Annotated in this window: 10 protein-coding genes; 4 read left to right on the forward strand and 6 right to left on the reverse strand. The window is 61.4% G+C overall.

What is annotated here, in order from left to right:
- Window positions 1-132: 132 nt before the first annotated feature.
- From ACIQY3_RS09405 to ACIQY3_RS09415, 3 genes are all read left to right on the forward strand, one after another.
- Window positions 133-7,371 carry an amino acid adenylation domain-containing protein gene (locus ACIQY3_RS09405; RefSeq protein WP_403018818.1) on the forward strand — a complete coding sequence of 2,413 codons (7,239 nt, stop codon included), beginning with the start codon at window positions 133-135 and terminating at the stop codon, window positions 7,369-7,371.
- 61 nt (window positions 7,372-7,432) lie between these two features.
- Window positions 7,433-8,593 carry an FAD-dependent monooxygenase gene (locus ACIQY3_RS09410; RefSeq protein ID WP_403018819.1) on the forward strand — a complete coding sequence of 387 codons (1,161 nt, stop codon included), beginning with the start codon at window positions 7,433-7,435 and terminating at the stop codon, window positions 8,591-8,593.
- A 273-nt stretch (window positions 8,594-8,866) separates the two neighbouring features.
- Window positions 8,867-10,699 (forward strand): DAHL domain-containing protein, encoded by a 1,833-nt coding sequence (locus ACIQY3_RS09415; protein ID WP_403018820.1) that lies wholly within the window; start codon window positions 8,867-8,869, stop codon window positions 10,697-10,699.
- Between the two features lie 15 nt (window positions 10,700-10,714).
- Here the strand turns inward: ACIQY3_RS09415 and ACIQY3_RS09420 are convergent, their stop codons facing one another.
- The 4 genes from ACIQY3_RS09420 to ACIQY3_RS09435 form a co-directional block, all read right to left on the reverse strand.
- On the reverse strand, window positions 10,715-13,087 hold the full coding sequence (locus tag ACIQY3_RS09420; RefSeq protein ID WP_403018822.1) for a hypothetical protein: 2,373 nt from the start codon (window positions 13,085-13,087) through the stop codon (window positions 10,715-10,717).
- Between the two features lie 187 nt (window positions 13,088-13,274).
- Window positions 13,275-14,024: an ABC transporter permease gene (locus ACIQY3_RS09425; protein WP_403018823.1), complete on the reverse strand. Its 750-nt coding sequence runs from the start codon at window positions 14,022-14,024 to the stop codon at window positions 13,275-13,277.
- A gap of 13 nt (window positions 14,025-14,037) precedes the next feature.
- Window positions 14,038-15,039 carry an ABC transporter substrate-binding protein gene (locus ACIQY3_RS09430; protein WP_403018825.1) on the reverse strand — a complete coding sequence of 334 codons (1,002 nt, stop codon included), beginning with the start codon at window positions 15,037-15,039 and terminating at the stop codon, window positions 14,038-14,040.
- Window positions 15,036-15,875 carry an ABC transporter ATP-binding protein gene (locus ACIQY3_RS09435; protein ID WP_403018827.1) on the reverse strand — a complete coding sequence of 280 codons (840 nt, stop codon included), beginning with the start codon at window positions 15,873-15,875 and terminating at the stop codon, window positions 15,036-15,038. Before ACIQY3_RS09435 ends, ACIQY3_RS09430 begins: the two co-directional genes overlap by 4 nt.
- Before the next feature lie 135 nt (window positions 15,876-16,010).
- On the opposite strand from ACIQY3_RS09435, the gene ACIQY3_RS09440 reads away from it, so the two are divergent.
- On the forward strand, window positions 16,011-16,754 hold the full coding sequence (locus ACIQY3_RS09440) for a GntR family transcriptional regulator (protein WP_403018828.1): 744 nt from the start codon (window positions 16,011-16,013) through the stop codon (window positions 16,752-16,754).
- Between the two features lie 14 nt (window positions 16,755-16,768).
- Here ACIQY3_RS09440 and ACIQY3_RS09445 read toward each other — a convergent pair whose 3' ends face one another.
- Entirely contained in the window at window positions 16,769-17,578 is an 810-nt protein-coding gene (locus tag ACIQY3_RS09445; RefSeq protein ID WP_403018829.1) for an NADPH-dependent oxidoreductase, read from the reverse strand.
- On the reverse strand, window positions 17,579-18,949 hold the full coding sequence (locus ACIQY3_RS09450; protein WP_403018831.1) for an LLM class flavin-dependent oxidoreductase: 1,371 nt from the start codon (window positions 18,947-18,949) through the stop codon (window positions 17,579-17,581).
- Window positions 18,950-18,967 lie beyond the last annotated feature (18 nt).

Below are 18,967 nucleotides of genomic sequence, written 5' to 3' on the forward strand. Positions count from 1 at the left end.
GTTTTTACCCAGACACACCTTAACCGCTGATCCCAGCAACGGACTCCTGACCTCCGTTGCTTCGCCACGCCTGCGCGAAGCCTCGGTTGTCACGCAATTAATCAGTTATGGGCCCGGCCCACGGAGAACTTCATGACTCAGGCCAAGCCCGTTTCGAGTGACCTGCTTTACCCGCTGACGGCCCCGCAACTGGATATCTGGCTGGACCAGCGACTGCACGAAGACTCGCCGCTGTACAACATCGGCGGTTATGCCCGGATCAACGGCGCGGTGGATGCCATCCGGATGCAGCACGCGATCGATCAGGTGGTCAGTCGCCACGATGCGCTGCGCACGCAACTGGTGCCGGGTTCGGTGGATCATCCGTTGCCGCGCCAGCGCTTCCTGGCCTCGGTCAGCGCGGCGTATTCCTTGATCGATGTCTCCGCAAAGGCCGATCCCGAGGCTGCCGCACTGGCGCTGCTGGAAACAAACCTGCAAACGCCGTTCTCGTTTGACGACGGTTTGCTGTATCGCACCGAACTGCTCAAGGTGCGGGAAGACCTGTATTACTTCTTCTTCAATTGCCATCACCTGATCGTGGATGGCTGGTCGTTTGCCATGATTGGCAAGGCCATCAGCGAGGCCTATACCGCCGCGGAACCGATGCTGCCGGCGCCAAGCTATCAGGCCTATCTCGAACAGCAGGGCAGCGAAAAAGCCTCGGCGGCGTTGCAGCGCCAACGCCAGTACTGGCTGGAAAAGTACCGCACGCTGCCCGAACCCTTGCTCGCGCCTCGCACTGAAAGCCGTGTCGGACAAGGCCTGGCGCCGAGCCAGAACCACACCTGGCGCTTGCCCCGGGCGCTGTACAACCGTCTCGGCGAACTGACGAAAGCCAGCGGCCAGGGGTCGATTTTCCATGTGATGCTGGGCGCGCTGTACAGCTACTTCGCCCGCGTAGCCCAGCGCGACGAGATCGTGATCGGCCTGCCGATCCTCAACCGCGCGAATGCCGCACACAAGTCCACGGTCGGGTTGTTCGTTGGCATGAGCCCGGTCCGCTTGAGCCTCGGCACCGACCTGACTTTCAGCGAACTGGTCGGCCAAATTGCCCTGACACTCAAGCAGGATTACCGCTATCAGCGTTATCCGTTGAGCGAACTGAACCGTGAACTCGGCTTGCAGAACCTGGGGCGGCGGCAATTATTCGACTTGGTGTTGTCCTTCGAGCAAGACCAGGACACGTGGTACGACGCCACCCTCGCGCATCCGGTCAAGCTCAGTAACGGCTACGAACAGAATCCGTTGGCAATGCACGTGCGTGAGGCTGGGCCGGACGACGATGTGTGGATGCATTTCATCTACAACGAGGCGTACTTCGACGCCCCGCAAATCGAGGCGCTGCAACAGCGGTTCATGAGTCTCCTGCACAGCGTGGCGGCTGACTTCAACGTACCAGTCAACGCCCTGGAGCTGATGCCGGACGCCGAACGCCAGGTGCTGGATGAGTGGAATCGCACCGAGCTTGATTACCCGAAGACACCGATGCTGCATCAGTTGATCGAGGCTCAGGTGGCTGCTCGCCCGGGTGCGATCGCCGTGCGTTTCGAACAGCAATCGCTGACCTATGACGCACTGAATCGCCAGGCGAATCAGCTGGCTCACGCATTGCTGGAAACCGGCATTCGTCCGGACGACCGCGTGGCCATTTGCGTGGAGCGCAGTCTGGAGATGGTGGTCGGTCTGCTGGGCATTCTGAAAGCGGGCGCCGCCTACGTCCCGCTGGATCCGGGTTATCCCGCCGACCGCTTGAGCCATATGCTCAGCGACAGCACGCCCGCCGCCCTGATCACCACCCGCGCCTTGCTGGCCAGCCTGCCCGACGTAACGGTGCCGGTGTTGTGTCTCGACACCGACCACGAACAGCTCGCCCGGCAACCGTATGAAAACCCCATCCTCGGCCTGACTCCGCAACACCTCGCCTATGTGATTTACACCTCCGGCTCCACCGGCCTGCCCAAAGGCGTGATGAACCAGCATGACGGGGTGGTCAACCGCTTGCTGTGGGCCCGCGACGCGTATGGGGTCGATGAGCACAGCAGCATCCTGCAGAAGACTCCGTTCAGTTTCGATGTGTCGGTGTGGGAGTTTTTCCTGCCGCTGCTCAGCGGCGCGCAACTGGTGGTGGCGGCGCCTGGCGGGCATCAGGATCCTGCCTACTTGATGGACATCATGGCGAGCGCCGGCATCACGCTGCTGCATTTCGTGCCGTCGATGTTGCAAGTATTTCTCGACCAGGTCGAACCCCGGCGTTTACCGGCGCTGAAGCAAGTGCTGTGCAGTGGCGAAGCGTTGCCGTATGCCTTGCAGGAGCGCTTTTTCGACCGCTTGCCGCAGGTGCAATTGCACAACCTCTACGGTCCCACCGAAGCGGCCATCGACGTCACGGCCTGGCATTGCCGGCCCGGGGTGCACAGCGGCATCGTGCCGATTGGCCTGCCCATCGCCAATACGCAAATGCACGTCCTCGACGCAAACCTGCAACGTTTACCGCCCGGCGTCGCCGGTGAGCTGCACATCGGCGGCATCGGTGTGGCGCGAGGTTATTTGAATCGCCCCGAGCTGACGGCGGAACGGTTTATTCGCGATCCATTCCACACCGATCCACAGGCGCGCCTATACAAAACCGGCGACCTGGGCCGCTGGTTACCGGATGGCAGCCTCGAATACCTGGGCCGCAATGATTTCCAGGTGAAAATTCGTGGCCTGCGCATCGAGTTGGGCGAGATCGAATCGCGTCTGGTGGCGTGCGAAGGGGTCAAGGAGGCGGTGGTGATTGCCCGTCAACAGTCCGAAGGCGATGCCTGGCTGTGCGCCTACGTTGTCGGCGAGCCGGGATTCGAGCTATCACCCACGGCATTGCAGGCCGTTTTACTCCAGCAAGTACCCGACTACATGGTGCCCCGGCACCTGATCCAGCTTGAGCAATTCCCGTTGAACGTCAACGGGAAGCTCGACCGTAAGGCCCTGCCCGAGCCCGACGAAGCCTTGGGCCGCCGCGATACAACGGCGCCGCGCTCGGCGTTGGAACACGTGCTGGCCGAACTCTGGAGGGACAACCTCAAACGCTCGGAACTGGGCATCCACGACAACTATTTCATGCTCGGCGGCGACTCCCTGAAAGTCATTCACTTGCAGGTCAAGGCCCGTGAACAAGGGATCGCGTTGACGCTGGCGCAGATTTACCAGCACCCGAGCATCGCTCAACTGGCCGAAAGCGTTGAAGCCCAGGGCGGCACTTCCACCACCCTTGCACCCTTGGCACATGTGGCGCCGTTTGCCCAGGTGCCGGAGGCGATTCGCCTGGCCAGCGCGGGTCAATTCGATGACGTGTTTGCCGCGTCGCAACTGCAAGTCGGGATGATCTACCACTCGATGATGCACCCGGATTCGGCGATCTATCACGACATCTTCCGCTATCGCCTGCGCCTGAAATGGGACGCCGCAAACTGGGACCGGGCCTGTCGCGCCTTGATCCAGCGTCACCCGGCGCTGCGCATGTCGTTCGACGTCGGCCATTCCGAAGTGCCAATGGCGCGGGTGCATTCGGTGGTGGAATCGCCGGTGCAGTTGATTGTTTCACCGAGCCCTGCTGATCGCGAGCAAGCGGTCGCCAGCTACATCGAGGAACGCAAGCGTCACCGTGAGGATTGGCACCAGGCGCCGCTGTACCAGTTCGCCGTAGCCGCGGGCGCGGACGACATGGATCTGGTGTTCAGTTTCCACCACGCGATTCTCGATGGCTGGAGTGTGGCGACCCTGATGCGCGATCTGATCACGCTTTACACCTCCGAAACCCCGTTGCCGGCCCTGACCACCACACCCGCCGACTTTATCGTGCTGGAACAGGAAGCCATGGCCAACGAGGCCCACCGTGAATTCTGGCGCGACTACCTGCACGACGCGCCCGCCGCGTCCATGACCAGTTGGACCCACGCGGTGGCCCCGGACCCGACGCCGCACCGTTCCGCCTACAGGGAGATGCCCGCCGCCGACGTGGCCCGGCTCGAAGCGTTCTGCCGCGACCAGGACCTGCCCTTGCGCGCCGTGTTGCTGGCGGCCCACGGTTTTGCCCAAGCCATCGTGTCCAATCAGCCAGAAGTGTTGTGCGGCGTGATCAGTCATGGTCGCCCGGAGTTTGCCGACAGCGCCCAGGTGCTGGGGTTGTTCCTCAACAGCTTGCCCCTGCGCTTCAGCACCCTGGGCGCTAATTGGCTTGAGGTGATTCGCGGGCTGATGAGCCAGGAGCAACAGGTGTTTGCTCACAGGCGCTACCCGTTCGCGCTGATTCACCGGGAAACCGACGTGGCCCTGAACGTGGTGTTCAACTACGTGGACTTCTACGTGCTCAACGACCTGCTGGCGCCGGGGGAAGAGATCCTCACCGGTTGGGAAACCACCGAAGCCAGCAACTATGACTTGCTGACCACCGCAGGCCGCCACCCGTCCAACGGCTCGCTGATGCTGAAAACCGATTACTGCACCGCACGCGTCGCCACCAGTCAGGTCGAGGTCTACGCCGATTACATGCTGCGCACCCTGGAACTGATGATCGCCAACCCCGACGCGCCGCCGCGCATCCCGGACTGGATGCCGCGCATCGAGCACAGGTTGCCAGCGACCCACGGCAACCTCTCGACCTTGTTGCTGGACAGCTTCGCCCGCCATGACGAGAAGGTCGCCGTGAGCTTTGGCCAGACCCGACTCTCGTACCGGCAACTGGCGAACCGCAGCGCCCAATTGGCGAGTTGGCTGCACCAGCGCGGCATTGGTCCGGGTGATCGGGTGGCGATCATGATGCCCCGCTCCCCCGAGCTGATCATCGCCCTGCTGGGGGTGATCCAGGCTGGCGCTGCGTATGTGCCGATTGACCTGAGTTACCCGCAGGACCGCATTCGCCTGATCCTCGACGATTCACAGCCGCGCCTGGTGCTGTCCGGCGATGGCTCGACCAATCTGGTGGCGACTCTGGCCAGTCAGGTCGAGCGGCGGCATTGGGACGGCGTGGTCACCGAGTTCGACGGCAACCTGCCGCGCTGTCATCAGCGGGTCGCCTCGATCGCGGCCGACATCGCCGGCGACGATAACGCTTACCTGCTCTATACCTCGGGTTCCACCGGACGGCCGAAAGGCGTCGCCATGCCGCATCACGCATTGGGCAATATGATCCGCTGGCAAACCCGCCAGCAGGACGCCACGAATGCACCGCTGAAGACCCTGCAATACTCGCCCATTTCGTTCGACGTCTCGTTCCAGGAAATCTTCTCGACCCTGTCGAGCGGTGCAGAGTTGGTAATGATCGATGAAGCGCTGCGTTACGACTTCATCCGGCTGCTGAAATTTATCGGCGCCCAGGATATCAATCGGCTGTTCCTGCCCTACGTCGCGTTCCAGGGCTTGGCCGAGGTGTCGATGCAACTCGGTATCCGCCCCGCTTCGCTGCGCCAGATCAACGTGGCGGGCGAGCAGTTGAAAATCACCGCGGAAATCCGCCACCTGATCGATGGCCTCGACGATTGCCGGGTGGAAAACCATTACGGCCCGACCGAAGCCCACGTGGTCACCAGCCTGCGGCTTGAAGGCGCCAGCGCAGACTGGCCGAACATGCCGCCGATTGGTGTGCCGATCGATGGGGTGCGCATGCATGTGCTGGATGCCACGGGCAATGCCTGCCCGGTTGGAGTCAGCGGTGACCTGTTTATCGAAGGCCTGTGCCTGGCCAACGGCTACTGGAATCAACCGGACCTGACCGCCGAACGCTTTGTCTATCGTGAATTGGAAGGCGAGAACCGCCGGTTATACGAGACCGGCGACGTCGGCTTTTACCTGCCTTGGGGCGACCTGATCTATCAGGGTCGCAGCGACGCGCAGGTGAAGATTCGCGGTTATCGCGTCGAGTTGGGCGAGATCGAAGTGGCCATGCTCGGCTCGCCTCAGTTTGGCGCCGACATTCAGCAAGTGGCGGTGATCGACAAGCAGGCGGCGGATGGCGGTCGCTATCTGGTCGGTTTCGTTCAGGTGATGCCGGGGCGTGAGCTGGACCTGGATCGCCTCAAGGCCGAAATGCGCCTGACGCTGCCCGACTACATGCTGCCGACCACGCTGGTCAGCATCAGTAAATTGCCCCTTGGCCCCACCGGCAAGATCGATCGCCAGCGCTTGCAAAAGGTCGACGTGCAAACCACGTTGCAGCGGCCCTTCACCGCGCCGCGCAATACTTGGGAAGACCTGTTGCAGGCCTATTGGCAGGAAACCCTGGAGCTGGAAGACATCAGCGTCCATGACAATTTCTTCGAACTGGGCGGCAACTCGCTCAAAGCCGTGCGGCTGATTGCGATGCTGGCCCGGCATCAGGGCTGCGAGCCGTCGTTGTCCGACTTTATCCAGGCACCAACCATCGCCGAATTCGCCCAGGTGTTGCAGCAAAGCGAGGCCGGTCACGGGCAAACCGGCGCGCTGGTGGACTTCAAAAACGCCAAGCGTGTGCCGACCCTGTTCCTGGTGCACCCCATCGGCGGGCACGTGCTGTGTTATGCCGCGCTGGCGCGGGTGCTCAAGGACCGGGTTCAGCTGTACGCCCTGCAGGCGCCGGGCACCTGGGACAGTCGCGAACCGTTGCAATCGGTGCAGGCCCAGGCCATGCATTACGCCGATGCGATTGAGCAGGTCGCGCCCACCGGCCCGCTGAACATTGGCGGCTGGTCCTACGGCGGCGTGGTCGCTTACGAGTTGGCGAGCGAGTTGAAGCGGCGGGGTCGGCGTCTGCATAACGTGTTCTTGCTCGACACCATCGTGCGGGTCAGCCAGGGCGAGGTGCAGATTGAACGCAGCGAGTTCATGAACTGGTTTATGTGGGAATTGCTCAGCGGCGACGGCCAGAAAGACTACGGCTACCACGCCCTGGACTTCGCGCCGCTGAGCGACCTGCAAGCTTTCGAGGCGATCAAGCAGCACGGCGTGGCCCAGGGCATTTTCGACGGGAGCATCACGTTGCAAACGCTCGATCAGCTGTATCGGGTGTTTCATGCCAATTGGCAGTCGCTGCTGGACTACCGCTTCCCGCCCCTGGATTTGCCATTGACGCTGTTCGCGGCGGACGTCGAATTACCGGATGTGCTGCAAGCCCCCCATGAACTGGTCGGCACGGCCTTCCGCGATCCGTATCGCGGCTGGCGCACGGTGGCGCCGCATGTGGAGCGCATCGCCGTCGAGGGCGACCATCTGACCATGATGCGCGAACCGCATATCCAGCGGGTCGGCGAGGTCATCAAGGCACGCATTGATGCGGCCCGGGTGAAAAGCGCCGGCACCGTGGCTGCATTCGCATAGCCGTCACCGACGGTCACAACTCAACGCCCGGTCACTCCGGGCTCGATACAGGTGGAACGGCATGACAGCACTCAAGAAAGCCATTGTGGCAGGCGCCGGCATCGGCGGGCTCACCGCCGCCATTGCGCTGCAACGGGCGGGTTGGCAGGTCGAGGTCTTCGAAGCGGCCCAGACCCTGCGCACCGGTGGCACCGGCCTGTCGATCATGGCCAACGCCATGGCGGCCCTGCATTCAATCGACGCCGACGTCCCGGTGGAACAAGCCGGCCAGGTGATCAAACAGTTTCATTTCAAGAAACAGAACGGCGACGCCATCACGCGTATGCCGATCCACGAGATCGGCGAGCAATTGGGGCACCCGAGCGTGAATATCCAGCGCCCTCTCCTGCTGAGGGCCTTGGCCCAACAGTTGACGCCGGACACCCTGACCACCGGGTTGCGTTGCGTGGGCTATACCCATCGCCCGGATAGCGTGCAGGTGTCGTTTGAAGACGGCAGCACCCGCCAGGCGGATTTGCTGATTGGCGCGGACGGCCTGAATTCGGTGATCCGCCAGCAGATGCTCGGCGACACACCGACGCGGCCCTGCGGTTACATCGCCTGGCTGGCGATCGTGCCCTTCAGCCACCCGGCGATGACCGAAGGCTACGTCGCGCATTACTGGGGTCGTGGCAAACGCTTCGGGCTCTGCGATGTGGGCGACGGCCAGGCCTACTGGTGGGGCACCTGCAACCACGAGAATGCGGCGGATGCCGCGTTGAGCATCAGCAAACAGGAAGTGCTCGACGCCTATAGCAGCTGGGCGCCGGAAGTGATCGCGGCCATCGTCGCCACGCCCGAAAGTGCGATCCTGAAAATGCAGGCCCGGGATCGTGACCCGGTGGAACAGTTCTGCGATGGCCACGTGGTGCTGTTGGGCGATGCGGCGCATCCCATGTTGCCGAGCCTCGGCCAGGGTGCGGCCCAGGCGATTGAAGATGCCGTGGTGCTGGCGCACTACCTGGCGCAAACGCCCGACCTGGATGCCGCGCTGGCGCAGTACCAGGCGTTTCGCCATCCGCGCGCCAACGGGGTGGTGAAGGCTGCGCGGTTTATGAGTGGCATCGAACAGGCTGAATCGAAAGTCGCCTGCTGGCTGCGGGAATGGTATTTCCGCCTGACCCCGCAGAGCAGTTTTCGCAAAAAGAACCTGGATATCTTGTCCTTCAAGCCCAGCGCGTAACCCCGCCACACAGTCCTGTGGGAGCGAGCCTGCTCGCGAAGACGTCGTGTCAGTCAACAACAGTATTAGCTGACAGACCGCTTTCGCGAGCAGGCTCGCTCCCACAGGGGTCTTCATTGTTTTCAAGAAAGCACTAAAAAGCCCCGACGCCTTTTTTTAAGGCCTCGGGGCTTTTCACTGTCGCCGCAAGCAGTTTCCCAACGCACGACTAGAATCTGCACAACGATGGCATTTGCATAGGTATTTACCGTTTTCAGGGAGTTGAAAAAAATTATGCAAATCAGCAGCCGTTACACATGGACGGGCTTGACCGCCATAACACTGACTGTTTTCGCGGCGCTGATATTCCTGCTGATCAAGTCGTACTCCTATGAAACCTCAACTTATTTCGAATCCCGGGACTTTGTTCGTCAACTAAAGCAACTGGATGCCAATTGGGCGGTGAAAATCCTCAGGGCGAAAATCGGCATTAACAGCAGTTTGCAATTGGGAGCGCCGGCCGAATCCGGTAATCGATGGGATCAACTGGACAAACTGAACAATTCCGGTCCACTGGCCACTTTATGGAATGATCGCCGCCAGGGTTATTTGAATGCCGTACAAAACAAGACGCTGCTGGTGGATCAATTCAAGGAGCACAACACCGCGCTACGCGCCGCCCTGGATGCCTTGCCCGAGGTAGAAGACTCGGTGCAAGACCTGTTGGAAGACATTACCGATAAACAACAGCTGGAATACCTGACCAACTCCTGGAACATTCTGAACCTGACCCTGACCACCCTCGAATACGCCTTGTATGCCTCCAGCAACAACGCCCAGGCCCTTGATAGCCAACTGAGCATCCTTAATCAGTACATGAGCCAGCTCCCTGCCGAGCGCCGGGCGCCATTCGATACGTATGTCACCCACGTGAACACTATCGTGCGGGAACAACCGATCGTGAATGACCTGCTCGACCGGATCAATGTGATTCCCGTCGCGCAACAACTGGACAGCATCAATGAGTTATTGAACGAAACCCAGCGGCGAACGGAAGCCCAGGACCGCCAATACCATATTTACCTGGCCATTTGCGCGAGCATCATGGCGTTCCTGTTGGTGTACCTGGCCTTTCGCTTGATTCGCAGTTACACCGTGATCAACAAAATCAACAACGAACTGCAAACCGCCAATGAACGCCTTGAACAGCGCGTCGAAGAACGCACCCGGGAATTGATCGAGGCCGAGCGCGAGCTGGTGGATGCCGCGCGAATGGCCGGCATGGCGGAAATCGCCACCAATGTGCTGCACAACGTCGGCAATGTGTTGAACAGCGTGAACGTCTCCGCCGATGTGATCGCCCATCGCTTGTCCACCAGTAATACCCTGGGCCTGGGCAAAGCCGTCAACATGATGAATGCGCATGCCGAGGACCTGGGGCAATTCATCACCCACGATGAGAAAGGCAAGTTGTTGCCCTTGTACTTCAATCAACTGGTAGATTCCATCGCGGTCGAGCAATCCGGCATCGTCGATGAGCTGTCGCAACTGACCAAGAGTATCGACCACATCAAGGACATCGTTTCCACCCAGCAGGCCTACGCCGGCGCGGCCCGAGTGGTCGAACCCTTGAACGTGATCAGTCTGTTTGATGACGCGTTGCGGATGAACTCCGGCGCCTTGAGCCGGCACCATGTCACGGTGGTCAAGGACTACCACGACGTGCCGACCATCATTGGCGACAAGCACCGGTTGCTGTTGATCCTGATCAACCTGATCAGCAACGCCAAATATGCGATGTCCAAGGTCACCGAGCAGCAGCGGGAAATGACCCTGAGTGTCAGCGTCATCAACCGTACAACGCTGCGTTTCAGCGTCAAGGATCAGGGGGAAGGCATTCTCGCCGAGAACCTGTCGCGCATCTTCAACCATGGTTTCACGACACGTAAGGAAGGCCACGGTTTTGGTCTGCACAGTTGCGCACTCGCCGCCGTGGAAATGAACGGGCACCTGAACGTCCACAGCGACGGGCCTGAACTGGGCGCGGTATTCACCCTGGAAATCCCCCTTGAACTGGCGGAAAGCCCCGTCAGTGAACCGCCAGCGACAGCCGACGGCACACTCTAGCCAGAACCTCCGGCGTCAGGACAGCGTCAGAAACAACGCCGACGTCCAGACCCGGGACTGATCCCGCTGACGCGCACAGATGAACAACGGATGCTCGCGGCCCGGTTGCAGATTGAGTTGCGCCAGCTCGATCTTGCCTTGCAGCTCACGGGGCAGCGGCGCGGCGGTGGTTCTTTCCAGGGAGACTTTCAACTCGGCCCCCTGCAACTCTTCGATGACTTCGGATTGCGCCAGCAAGGCTTCACCGGACAGTTCCATCAGCACCGTCGGCGCATGCACGTAGGGTTGCGGTTCGGACGGGTCGCCGACCTTGATGTAGTTGTCGATGCGGCTGCGGACCTGCAACGTCGCGCCGGCCAGTTGCGACAGGTCGATTTCGATGCTGTCGGTGTCGCCGTTGGTGTCGGTGCGAAAGGCCAGAGTCGTGGCGTCCTTGCGCCAGACGGTTTGCTCCGGGTGATCGAGGCCCAAGGCGCGAAAACCATTGATCACCGCCCCGGTCACCCGGACCTCGCCAGTCCAGTAGGCACCGCGATAGCGATCCTTGATCCGCGCGCCACCCAGGCGCAAGCGAATGCGTTGGGCGGAAAAACCCAGTTCCTGGTGCAGGTTGCGCGACCAGATCAGCGTCTCGCCGTCGAACAGATCGACCTGCTCCCAGCCCGCCTCGCCCAGCAAACGATAGTCCAGGGTTGCATTCGAATCCGCCGTGAACACTTCGCCCATGAAATGCCGGCCCTGGCGCAGGCTGGCGAATGAACGTTCGCCGGTGGTGGCAAAGGTGCGCCGGGCACGCAGGGCCTTGCCGACACTGGCACGGTCGAAGCCATCGGCAACCACACCGGTCAACCCGCCGCGAGAACCAAACACCGCCGTGGCCGGTACCCCGCCACCGCAACGGCCCTGGTGTTCATCGCTGTTCGCCGCGGCGCCCACCCGATAGCCACGCTGAAGGGCTTCGGCGTAGACCCAATGGAACTGGCCCCACGCCGAACCGACTTCAATCAAGCGTTCCAGCTCCGGGTGGTGCCAGTCGAGGTTGCAGCGGCGCCCGCCGACGTGGGGCATCATCAGGTGACCTTCCGGGTCTTTCGCATAGGCGGCGTACAACTCGTCCACCGGCCAGGCGCCCGGTTTGATGGTGCCGGCGGTGAACTCGTTCCATTCGAAGGAGCGCACCAGTCGTCCTTGATTGTCGAACGGAAACCCGGGTTTGCGATCATGCAGGAACACCACATTGCGGTCGCCGCCCGCGCAGGAGTTGCCGCACCATTCGGTGCCGGGGTAGCAGACGAAGCGACCGGGTTCGTTCAGTTCGTGGATCAGCTTCACCGCCTGATCCCAACGCTGCTCGGTGATATTGAAGTCGTTGGCGGTGTAGCCGAGGACATCGAGACCGGCTACATCGCGACCGTAGCTGAGGTTATAGAGCGTGTCATTGGTGCCCACGGTGTCATCGGAATGCACATGCAGGTCGGCGTACAGCGGCCGCAATGCCGTGCCGGCCGGGTCAACGGTGACGAAGGCCTGGGCGCCTCGCACGCCAGGCGTCTGCACCCCGGCGGACAAGCGCCACTCGCCCACGGCCCCTAGATCAAAACCCTCAAGTCGCGCCGTCGCCCAGCCTTCAGCCGCCAAGGTGAATGTTTGTTGGCGCTCGCCGCCCTCAGGATCAACCAGGGTCAGGACACCGTTAAGCGGCAGGTTGCGGCATGTGTTGCCCCAGGCATCGTCCACCCGCAGCAAAACATCGAACGCCTCACCGGCGCTGACCAGGCGCGGCACAATCAGCTGCACACTCTGGGGCGGCCCCGGCACGATGTTCAGCAACGGATCACCCGGCACCTCGGCAAATTTGGAGCTGCCCAACGGGTCGATAAACAGCCGGAAACGGAAGTCTTTCTCGACGAAACTCTGCACCCGCGTCCCCGCGCCGCCCTGGCGACGGTCGCCCAGGCGAATGGTGATTTTGTCGCCGGGATTCAGGTAGCCGTCGATGATGTCGATGATGATCGCTTTCTGGAACGGCCGTTCGTGGCCCTTCTGGTCGAAGCGCACTTTCAGGTGCTGCACGGTGGCCTGGCTCTGGCCGGGGACCAGGTCACCCGCCTGATACTCGGCGCTGACGTAGTTGGGACCGGCCGGATTCGAGGTCTGGAACAAGGCCCAGTCGGAGTAGAACTTGAACGCCAGTTTCAGCCAGGCGCCGTCCGCCAAACCACTGCCGCCGACCTCATAGACCAAGGTGATTTCATCCCATTGCCCGGCAATCAGCGTGTCTCGGTCACAGTCGATGTGGCCCAGGAACGGGCGTTTCTTGTTGCGTTCGTAGAGGCCTTGGGGGGCGATGTAATGCCCGGCTTCCCGGGGATCGAAAACGTTACTCACATGACACCTCGTGCAGTGGATGAAAAGGCTTCAAAACACGCTCTGTAGCAGCTGTCGAGCACCGCGAGGCAGCGTCCGGCGACGCAGCCGTCGTAAAATCAGCCTATGCGGTGTGTCAGGCAGACCGCGTATGCAGGGTTTACGAAGGCTGCGCCGCCGGACGCTACCTCGCGTTGCTCGACAGCTGCTACTGCACGCGCCATTTCTGGTAGTGACGCTCGATGCGCCGGAACACAAAACTCTCCATGAGCCAGGCAATCAGGCCGATCAGCACGATGCCCAGCAGCACTTGGCTGCTGTTGCCGATCTGCCCACCGGTGGAGACCATCCAGCCGATGCCCTGGGACGCGCCGATCATTTCCGCGGCGACCAAGGCTCGCCAACCCTGGCTGAAACCGATGCGCAGGGCTGCTGTCACGAAGGGCAATGAAGCGGGTAGATAAACGTGGGCCAGCAACTGCCAGGCGCTGGCGCCCAAGGTCCGCGCCGCCCGGACTTCACCGCCGCGAATGCTCTGCACGCCCTCCTGGATGGTCACCGCCATGGGAAACACCGCGGCGATGAAAATCACCAGCACGATGGACACATAACCCAGGCCGAAAATGATCATGATCAGCGGCGCCCAGGCGATGGGCGGGATCGCCATGAACAGACTGTTAAGCGGCGAAATGAAATCGCGAAACCGTGAAGACAATCCTCCGGCCGTGCCCAACAGAATCGCGACAATCACGGCTGCACAGAATCCGCCGACCTCTTCCAGGACGCTCGCCTTGAGGTGCTGCCACAGCGAACTGTCGCTGAGCCAGCGCACCGCTTCGCGCGCCACATCCCAGGGCTGCGGCAGGATGTAAGTGGGAAAACGACTGGCCAGGGCGATCCAGATCAACAGAAGGAATGGCAGCGAAGCCCATCCCCAATTCGGTTTTGGCAAGGACATGACAGACTCAGACTCAGCGCGAGGCTTTTTCCAGGTAGGAGGTATCCACGATCTGCTCAGTCTTGAGCGTGGTGTCGATAAAGCCCAGGTCGTGGGAGTAATTCATCAGGCGCTGGATGAATTGGATGTCCGAAGCCTGCAAATCCGCCGACCAGCCCAATCGGGTGCGTGCCTGGGCAACGATGGTTTCCGGGGCGATGGTCTTGCAGTCGGCGCCTTGTACCGCCTCAAGCTTGAACGCCTCGGCGATGATGCGATTCGACTCGTCAGGGTGTTCGTTGAGGAACGCGATTGCCTTGCGGTGCGCACGCAGCAGCTTGACCACATCGTCCGGCCGCTCCTGCAAGGTTTTGGGCAGCGCGATCACCACGTACCACGGGTAATTCGGCAGCGCCTGGTTGACGTCGAGCAGAATCCGGCTCGACCCGCGCAGCAACGACTGGCTGACAAAGGGTTCCCAGGAAAACGCCGCGTCGACAATGCCGCGCTCCAGCGCCGCGTTCATGTTGCCGGGTGGCATGTCGATGATGTCCAGATCCTTGTCGGGATTGAGCCCGGCCTTTTCCTTCAGCACATAGCCGCGCAACAGCACGTCCATGCCACTGCCCTTCTTGACCCCGGCGAGTTTTTTGCCCTTGAGTTGATCCAGGCTGTTAATCGGACTTTTGGCATCGACAATCACCGCGGCCTGCCCGTAATTGACCTTGGCCAGAATCCGGCTTTCCAAGCCTCGGGAGAACCATTGGTACACCGGCGGCGTGCCGACATAGGCCACGTCCAGCTCATTGGCGGCCAGCGCCTGCTGGATAACCGGACCATCGCCCAAGGCCTTGAGATCGACATTCAAGCCTTCCTCGCGGTAGTAACCCTGTTTGTCGGCGATCAGCGCCGGGGCGTTGGCCATGGCGAAGACATAACCCACACGCAGGGGCTTCTCTTCAGTGGCCACGGCAAATGTGCTGCTTGCCAATGCGGCAACAGACAAAGAGAGGGCAAGCAGCGAACGTTTGATCATGCGGTTAACTCGGGTTGGCGGGTTGGGTTGGCGATGGCCTCGGACACTTCCATGACGTGGGAAATACGCTCCATCAGTTCATTGCGGTAATCGAGAAAGGCCGGCAAGCGGCGGGTTTTCAGGTTGGAGCGCGGACGCGGCAGATGAATATTCAGTTCGCTATGGATGCCGCCCGGGGCGATGTTGAGCACGATGACCCGATCCGCCAGGAACACCGCTTCGTCGATATCGTGGGTGATGAACAGCACCGTCTGGCCCAGCTCGGCCCAGATGCGCAGGGTCTCTTCGTTCATGCTGTTGCGACTGATGGCATCCAGCGCGGCGAAAGGCTCGTCCATCAGCAACACGCTGGGTTCCAGGGCCAAGGTCCTGGCCAGGGAAACCCGCTGCTGCATGCCGCCGGAAAGCTGATGGGGCAAGCGCTGCGCCGCGCTCTCCAGACCGACCAGCCGCAAATACTGCAACGCTTGCGCACGCTGTTGATCCTCGCTGAGCTGCGCCGTCATCCGCAGGCCGAAACGCACGTTTTCCAGCGCGCTCAACCAGGGAAACAATTGCGGCGCTTGGAACACATAGCCCAATTCCGAACGCTCCGGCCGCACCGCCGTCTGGTTAATGCTGATCTGGCCGCTTTGCGGTTGCTGAAAACCGGACAACAGATTCAGCAACGTGGTTTTCCCGCAGCCGGACGGCCCGAGGATCGCAACGAATTCACCCGGCTTGGCGTTCAGGCTGAAAGCGCTGAACACCCGATGCCCGTTGGGGTAACTGAAGCTGATGTCATCGACCGTCAGGGCGTCGGCTTGCGGCGGTGCGTAAGGCAAGGATTCGGGCATGGCAAGTGTCGTCAGGTCGTTTACAATGGGAATGCCTGACATAATACGTATTAATACAAGTTGTCCCAATAACCTATTTTTATAACCTTAGAAGTGAAGGCACACCGCCCCACTCCAAGGCCATGGAAGCCGACCGTGTCCACGTCCATTCTTCGCGACAGCACCACCTCGCTCTACGAACAGATCGCCCATCGTTTGCTGGAAGAGATTCAACGCGGCGACTTTGAACCCACCGGCAAGTTGCCGTCAGAAGCCGAGCTGGGCGAGCGCTTTGGGGTCAGCCGCGTCACGGTGCGCCTCGCGGTGGGCAAGCTCAGTGACGACGGCGTGGTGGAGCGCAAGCAAGGCAAAGGCACGTTCGTGGCGGCGAAACAGGTTCGGCATGGACTGGATGCGTTGCGCAGTTTTCATGAAGCCTTGCTGTTGCAAGGGCTGAAACCGAGCATGCGGGTGATCAGCCATACGCTGTGGCCCGTTCCGGAAGCCTTGCGGGGGTTGTTTGAAGCAGCGGACGATTGCCTGCTGCTGGAGCGACTGCATTTTGTCGATGACGAACCTATCGCCCTGGGCCGCAGCCATCTACCGGCCGAGCTGGCCAGCGTGGTGTGGACGGACGTCGAGCATCAACCGATCTACTCGATTCTGGAATCGATCACCGGCCTGGCGGTCACCCGCGCCGACCTGGCAATCCGCGCGCAAGAAGCGGACAAAAGCCTGGCCAGCGCGCTCAACGTCAAACGCGGCGCCGCACTGCTGGTGATGGAACGCACCTCTTACTTTGCCGACGGCCGCTGTTGCGACCGCACCACTTTCTTTATCCGCCCGGAACGCTACGCCTTCGTGCTCAGCGGGGTGTTCAAATCGGCCAGTGGCCGGTAATCCCGGCCATCGCCTCATTTCTGCTCGAAGCGCTGCCCCTTGAGGACTGAGCTGATGTGTTCACGCCCGTTCAATGTGTGGATGCTGCGCAGGCGTTCGACCGCCTGCTGCGACCAGCTCGGCGTGCTGAGCCCCTGTTCCCGATAGAACGCCGCAATGTGCTGGTCATAGTCGTCGACCAACTGCTGCTCGACGGGTTGCCCGTACGTCTCGCGGTGCAGCACGACCTGTTGCGGCAGACGCGGTTTGACGGCGCTCGGACGCGTCGGATCGGCATAGCCGACGCACAGGCCAAACACGGGGAACACCAGCGGCGGTAGCTGTAATTCATCGATGACGGCGGCGAGGTTATTGCGCAGCGCGCCGATGTACACGCTGCCCAGTCCCAGGGATTCCAACGCCACCACGGCATTTTGCGCCGCCAGCGCCGCATCGATGCTGCTGACCAGCAGGCTATCGAGGTAGGCCGGCGCGTCGAGTTCGACGTCCTGCCGTTGAGCCTGGCGGTCAATCCGCGACAGGTCCGCCAGCCACACCAGAAACAGCGGTGCCTGACGGATATGCGCCTGGTTGCCGGCCAGTTCGGCCAAGCGCGCCTTGCGGGCCGGGTCCTCGATCGCCAGCAGGCTCCAGGCTTGCAGGTTGGACGAGGTGGCCGCCGATTGCGCGGCCGCGACTAACGTGTGCAACGTGCCTTCCGGCAACGGTTTGTCCAGGTAGCTGCGCACACTGCTGTGCTGCAACAGTGACTCGATGACGTCATTCCACGGCGCGCCTTGCGGCCACTCGCCGTGTCGATAGCGGCTGTTCAAAGATGAAGACATTTATGCACCCACTGCTTGTAAAGATTCAATGACGGTAACAGCTTGTGCCGCACGCGCGGCACTGTGGCGATTGACCGGCACCGGCAAGCCCAGGTGACCACGCAATGTGCTGTGGCTGTATTCGCTGCGGAACAGGCCGCGCTCACGCAGCAATGGCAGGACTTCGTTGGTGAATCGGGCAAATTCACCGGGGGCACCGACACGGATGTTGAACCCATCGACCGCCCCTTCGACAAACCAGCGCTCGATCTCGTCGGCCACGGTTTTCGGCGACCCGACGAAATTCGAAAACGGAGCGGCGAAGCGCAAGGCCGTCTGACGCAGGGTCAGCCCCTGCTCACGAGCAACCTGTTTGATGCGTTCGGCGTGCCCGCGATAACCATTGCTGCCCAGATCACCCAGGTCCGGGAACGGTTCGTCGAGGGCATACTGGGAAAAATCGTGATAGTTGAACGGCCGCCCCAATTGCACCAGCGCCTTGTGCAGGTCCAGTTCACCGTGGCGTTGGCGATCGATGGCTTGGGCCTCTTCGTCGGTGTCGGCAATGATCGGCGCGATGCCCGGCAGGATCGTCACGTGATCGGGATTGCGGCCCGCCGCTGCGGTGCGTTTTTTGACGTCTTGATAGTAGTCGCGAGCGTCCTCGAAATTGTCCACGCCGGCGAAGATGCCCTCGGCAAAGCTTGCCGCCAGGTTACGTCCGGACTCGGAAACTCCAGCCTGAAAAATCACCGGTTGACCCTGGGCCGAACGGGCGATGTTCAACGGCCCGGTCACGGAAAAGAACTCGCCCTGGTGATCGAGACGGTGCTGGCGTTGCGGGTCGAGAAACACCCCGCTCTGCTTGTCGCGCACAAAGGCGTCGTCTTCGTAGGAATCCCACAAGCCTTGCACCACTTGCAGATGCTCGCCGGCCCGACGATAGCGCTCGGTGTGGTCGATGTGCTGCTCGCGTCCGAAATTCCCGGCGGCGCCTTCGAGCCCGGTGGTCACCACGTTCCAGCCCGCGCGACCGCCGCTGATCAGGTCCAGCGAGGCAAATTGCCGGGCCACATTGAACGGTTCGGTATAGGACGTCGTCAGGGTGGCGACCAGCCCGATCTTCGACGTCGCCCCCGCGACGGCGGACAACAACGTCAGCGGTTCCAGGCGATTGAGATAATGCGGGGCCGAATCCGGGGTGATGTAGGGGCTGTCGACGATGAAGATCAGGTCAAATTTCGCCGCCTCGGCTTGTTGCGCCTGCTGGCGATACCAGTCGATGTCGATGCTCGCATCACCGGGAATTTCCGGGTGCAGCCATTCATTCTGAGCGGTACCGACGCCAGTGAGAATGGCGCCGAATTTGAGTTGTCGTGGTGAAGTGGACATCTGGATATTCCCCCGGAG

Source organism: Pseudomonas sp. NPDC096950, from assembly GCF_044762525.1.
Classification (GTDB): Bacteria; Pseudomonadota; Gammaproteobacteria; order Pseudomonadales; family Pseudomonadaceae; genus Aquipseudomonas.

Bases quoted from the DNA above. Each gene is read 5' to 3' on its own strand.
- ACIQY3_RS09405 (WP_403018818.1), top strand. From the start codon at position 133: ATGACTCAGGCCAAGCCCGTTTCGAGTGACCTGCTTTACCCGCTGACG.
- ACIQY3_RS09410 (WP_403018819.1), top strand. From the start codon at position 7,433: ATGACAGCACTCAAGAAAGCCATTGTGGCAGGCGCCGGCATCGGCGGG.
- ACIQY3_RS09415 (WP_403018820.1), top strand. From the start codon at position 8,867: ATGCAAATCAGCAGCCGTTACACATGGACGGGCTTGACCGCCATAACA.
- ACIQY3_RS09425 (WP_403018823.1), bottom strand. From the start codon at position 14,024: ATGTCCTTGCCAAAACCGAATTGGGGATGGGCTTCGCTGCCATTCCTT.
- ACIQY3_RS09430 (WP_403018825.1), bottom strand. From the start codon at position 15,039: ATGATCAAACGTTCGCTGCTTGCCCTCTCTTTGTCTGTTGCCGCATTG.
- ACIQY3_RS09435 (WP_403018827.1), bottom strand. From the start codon at position 15,875: ATGCCCGAATCCTTGCCTTACGCACCGCCGCAAGCCGACGCCCTGACG.
- ACIQY3_RS09445 (WP_403018829.1), bottom strand. From the start codon at position 17,578: ATGTCTTCATCTTTGAACAGCCGCTATCGACACGGCGAGTGGCCGCAA.
- ACIQY3_RS09450 (WP_403018831.1), bottom strand. From the start codon at position 18,949: ATGTCCACTTCACCACGACAACTCAAATTCGGCGCCATTCTCACTGGC.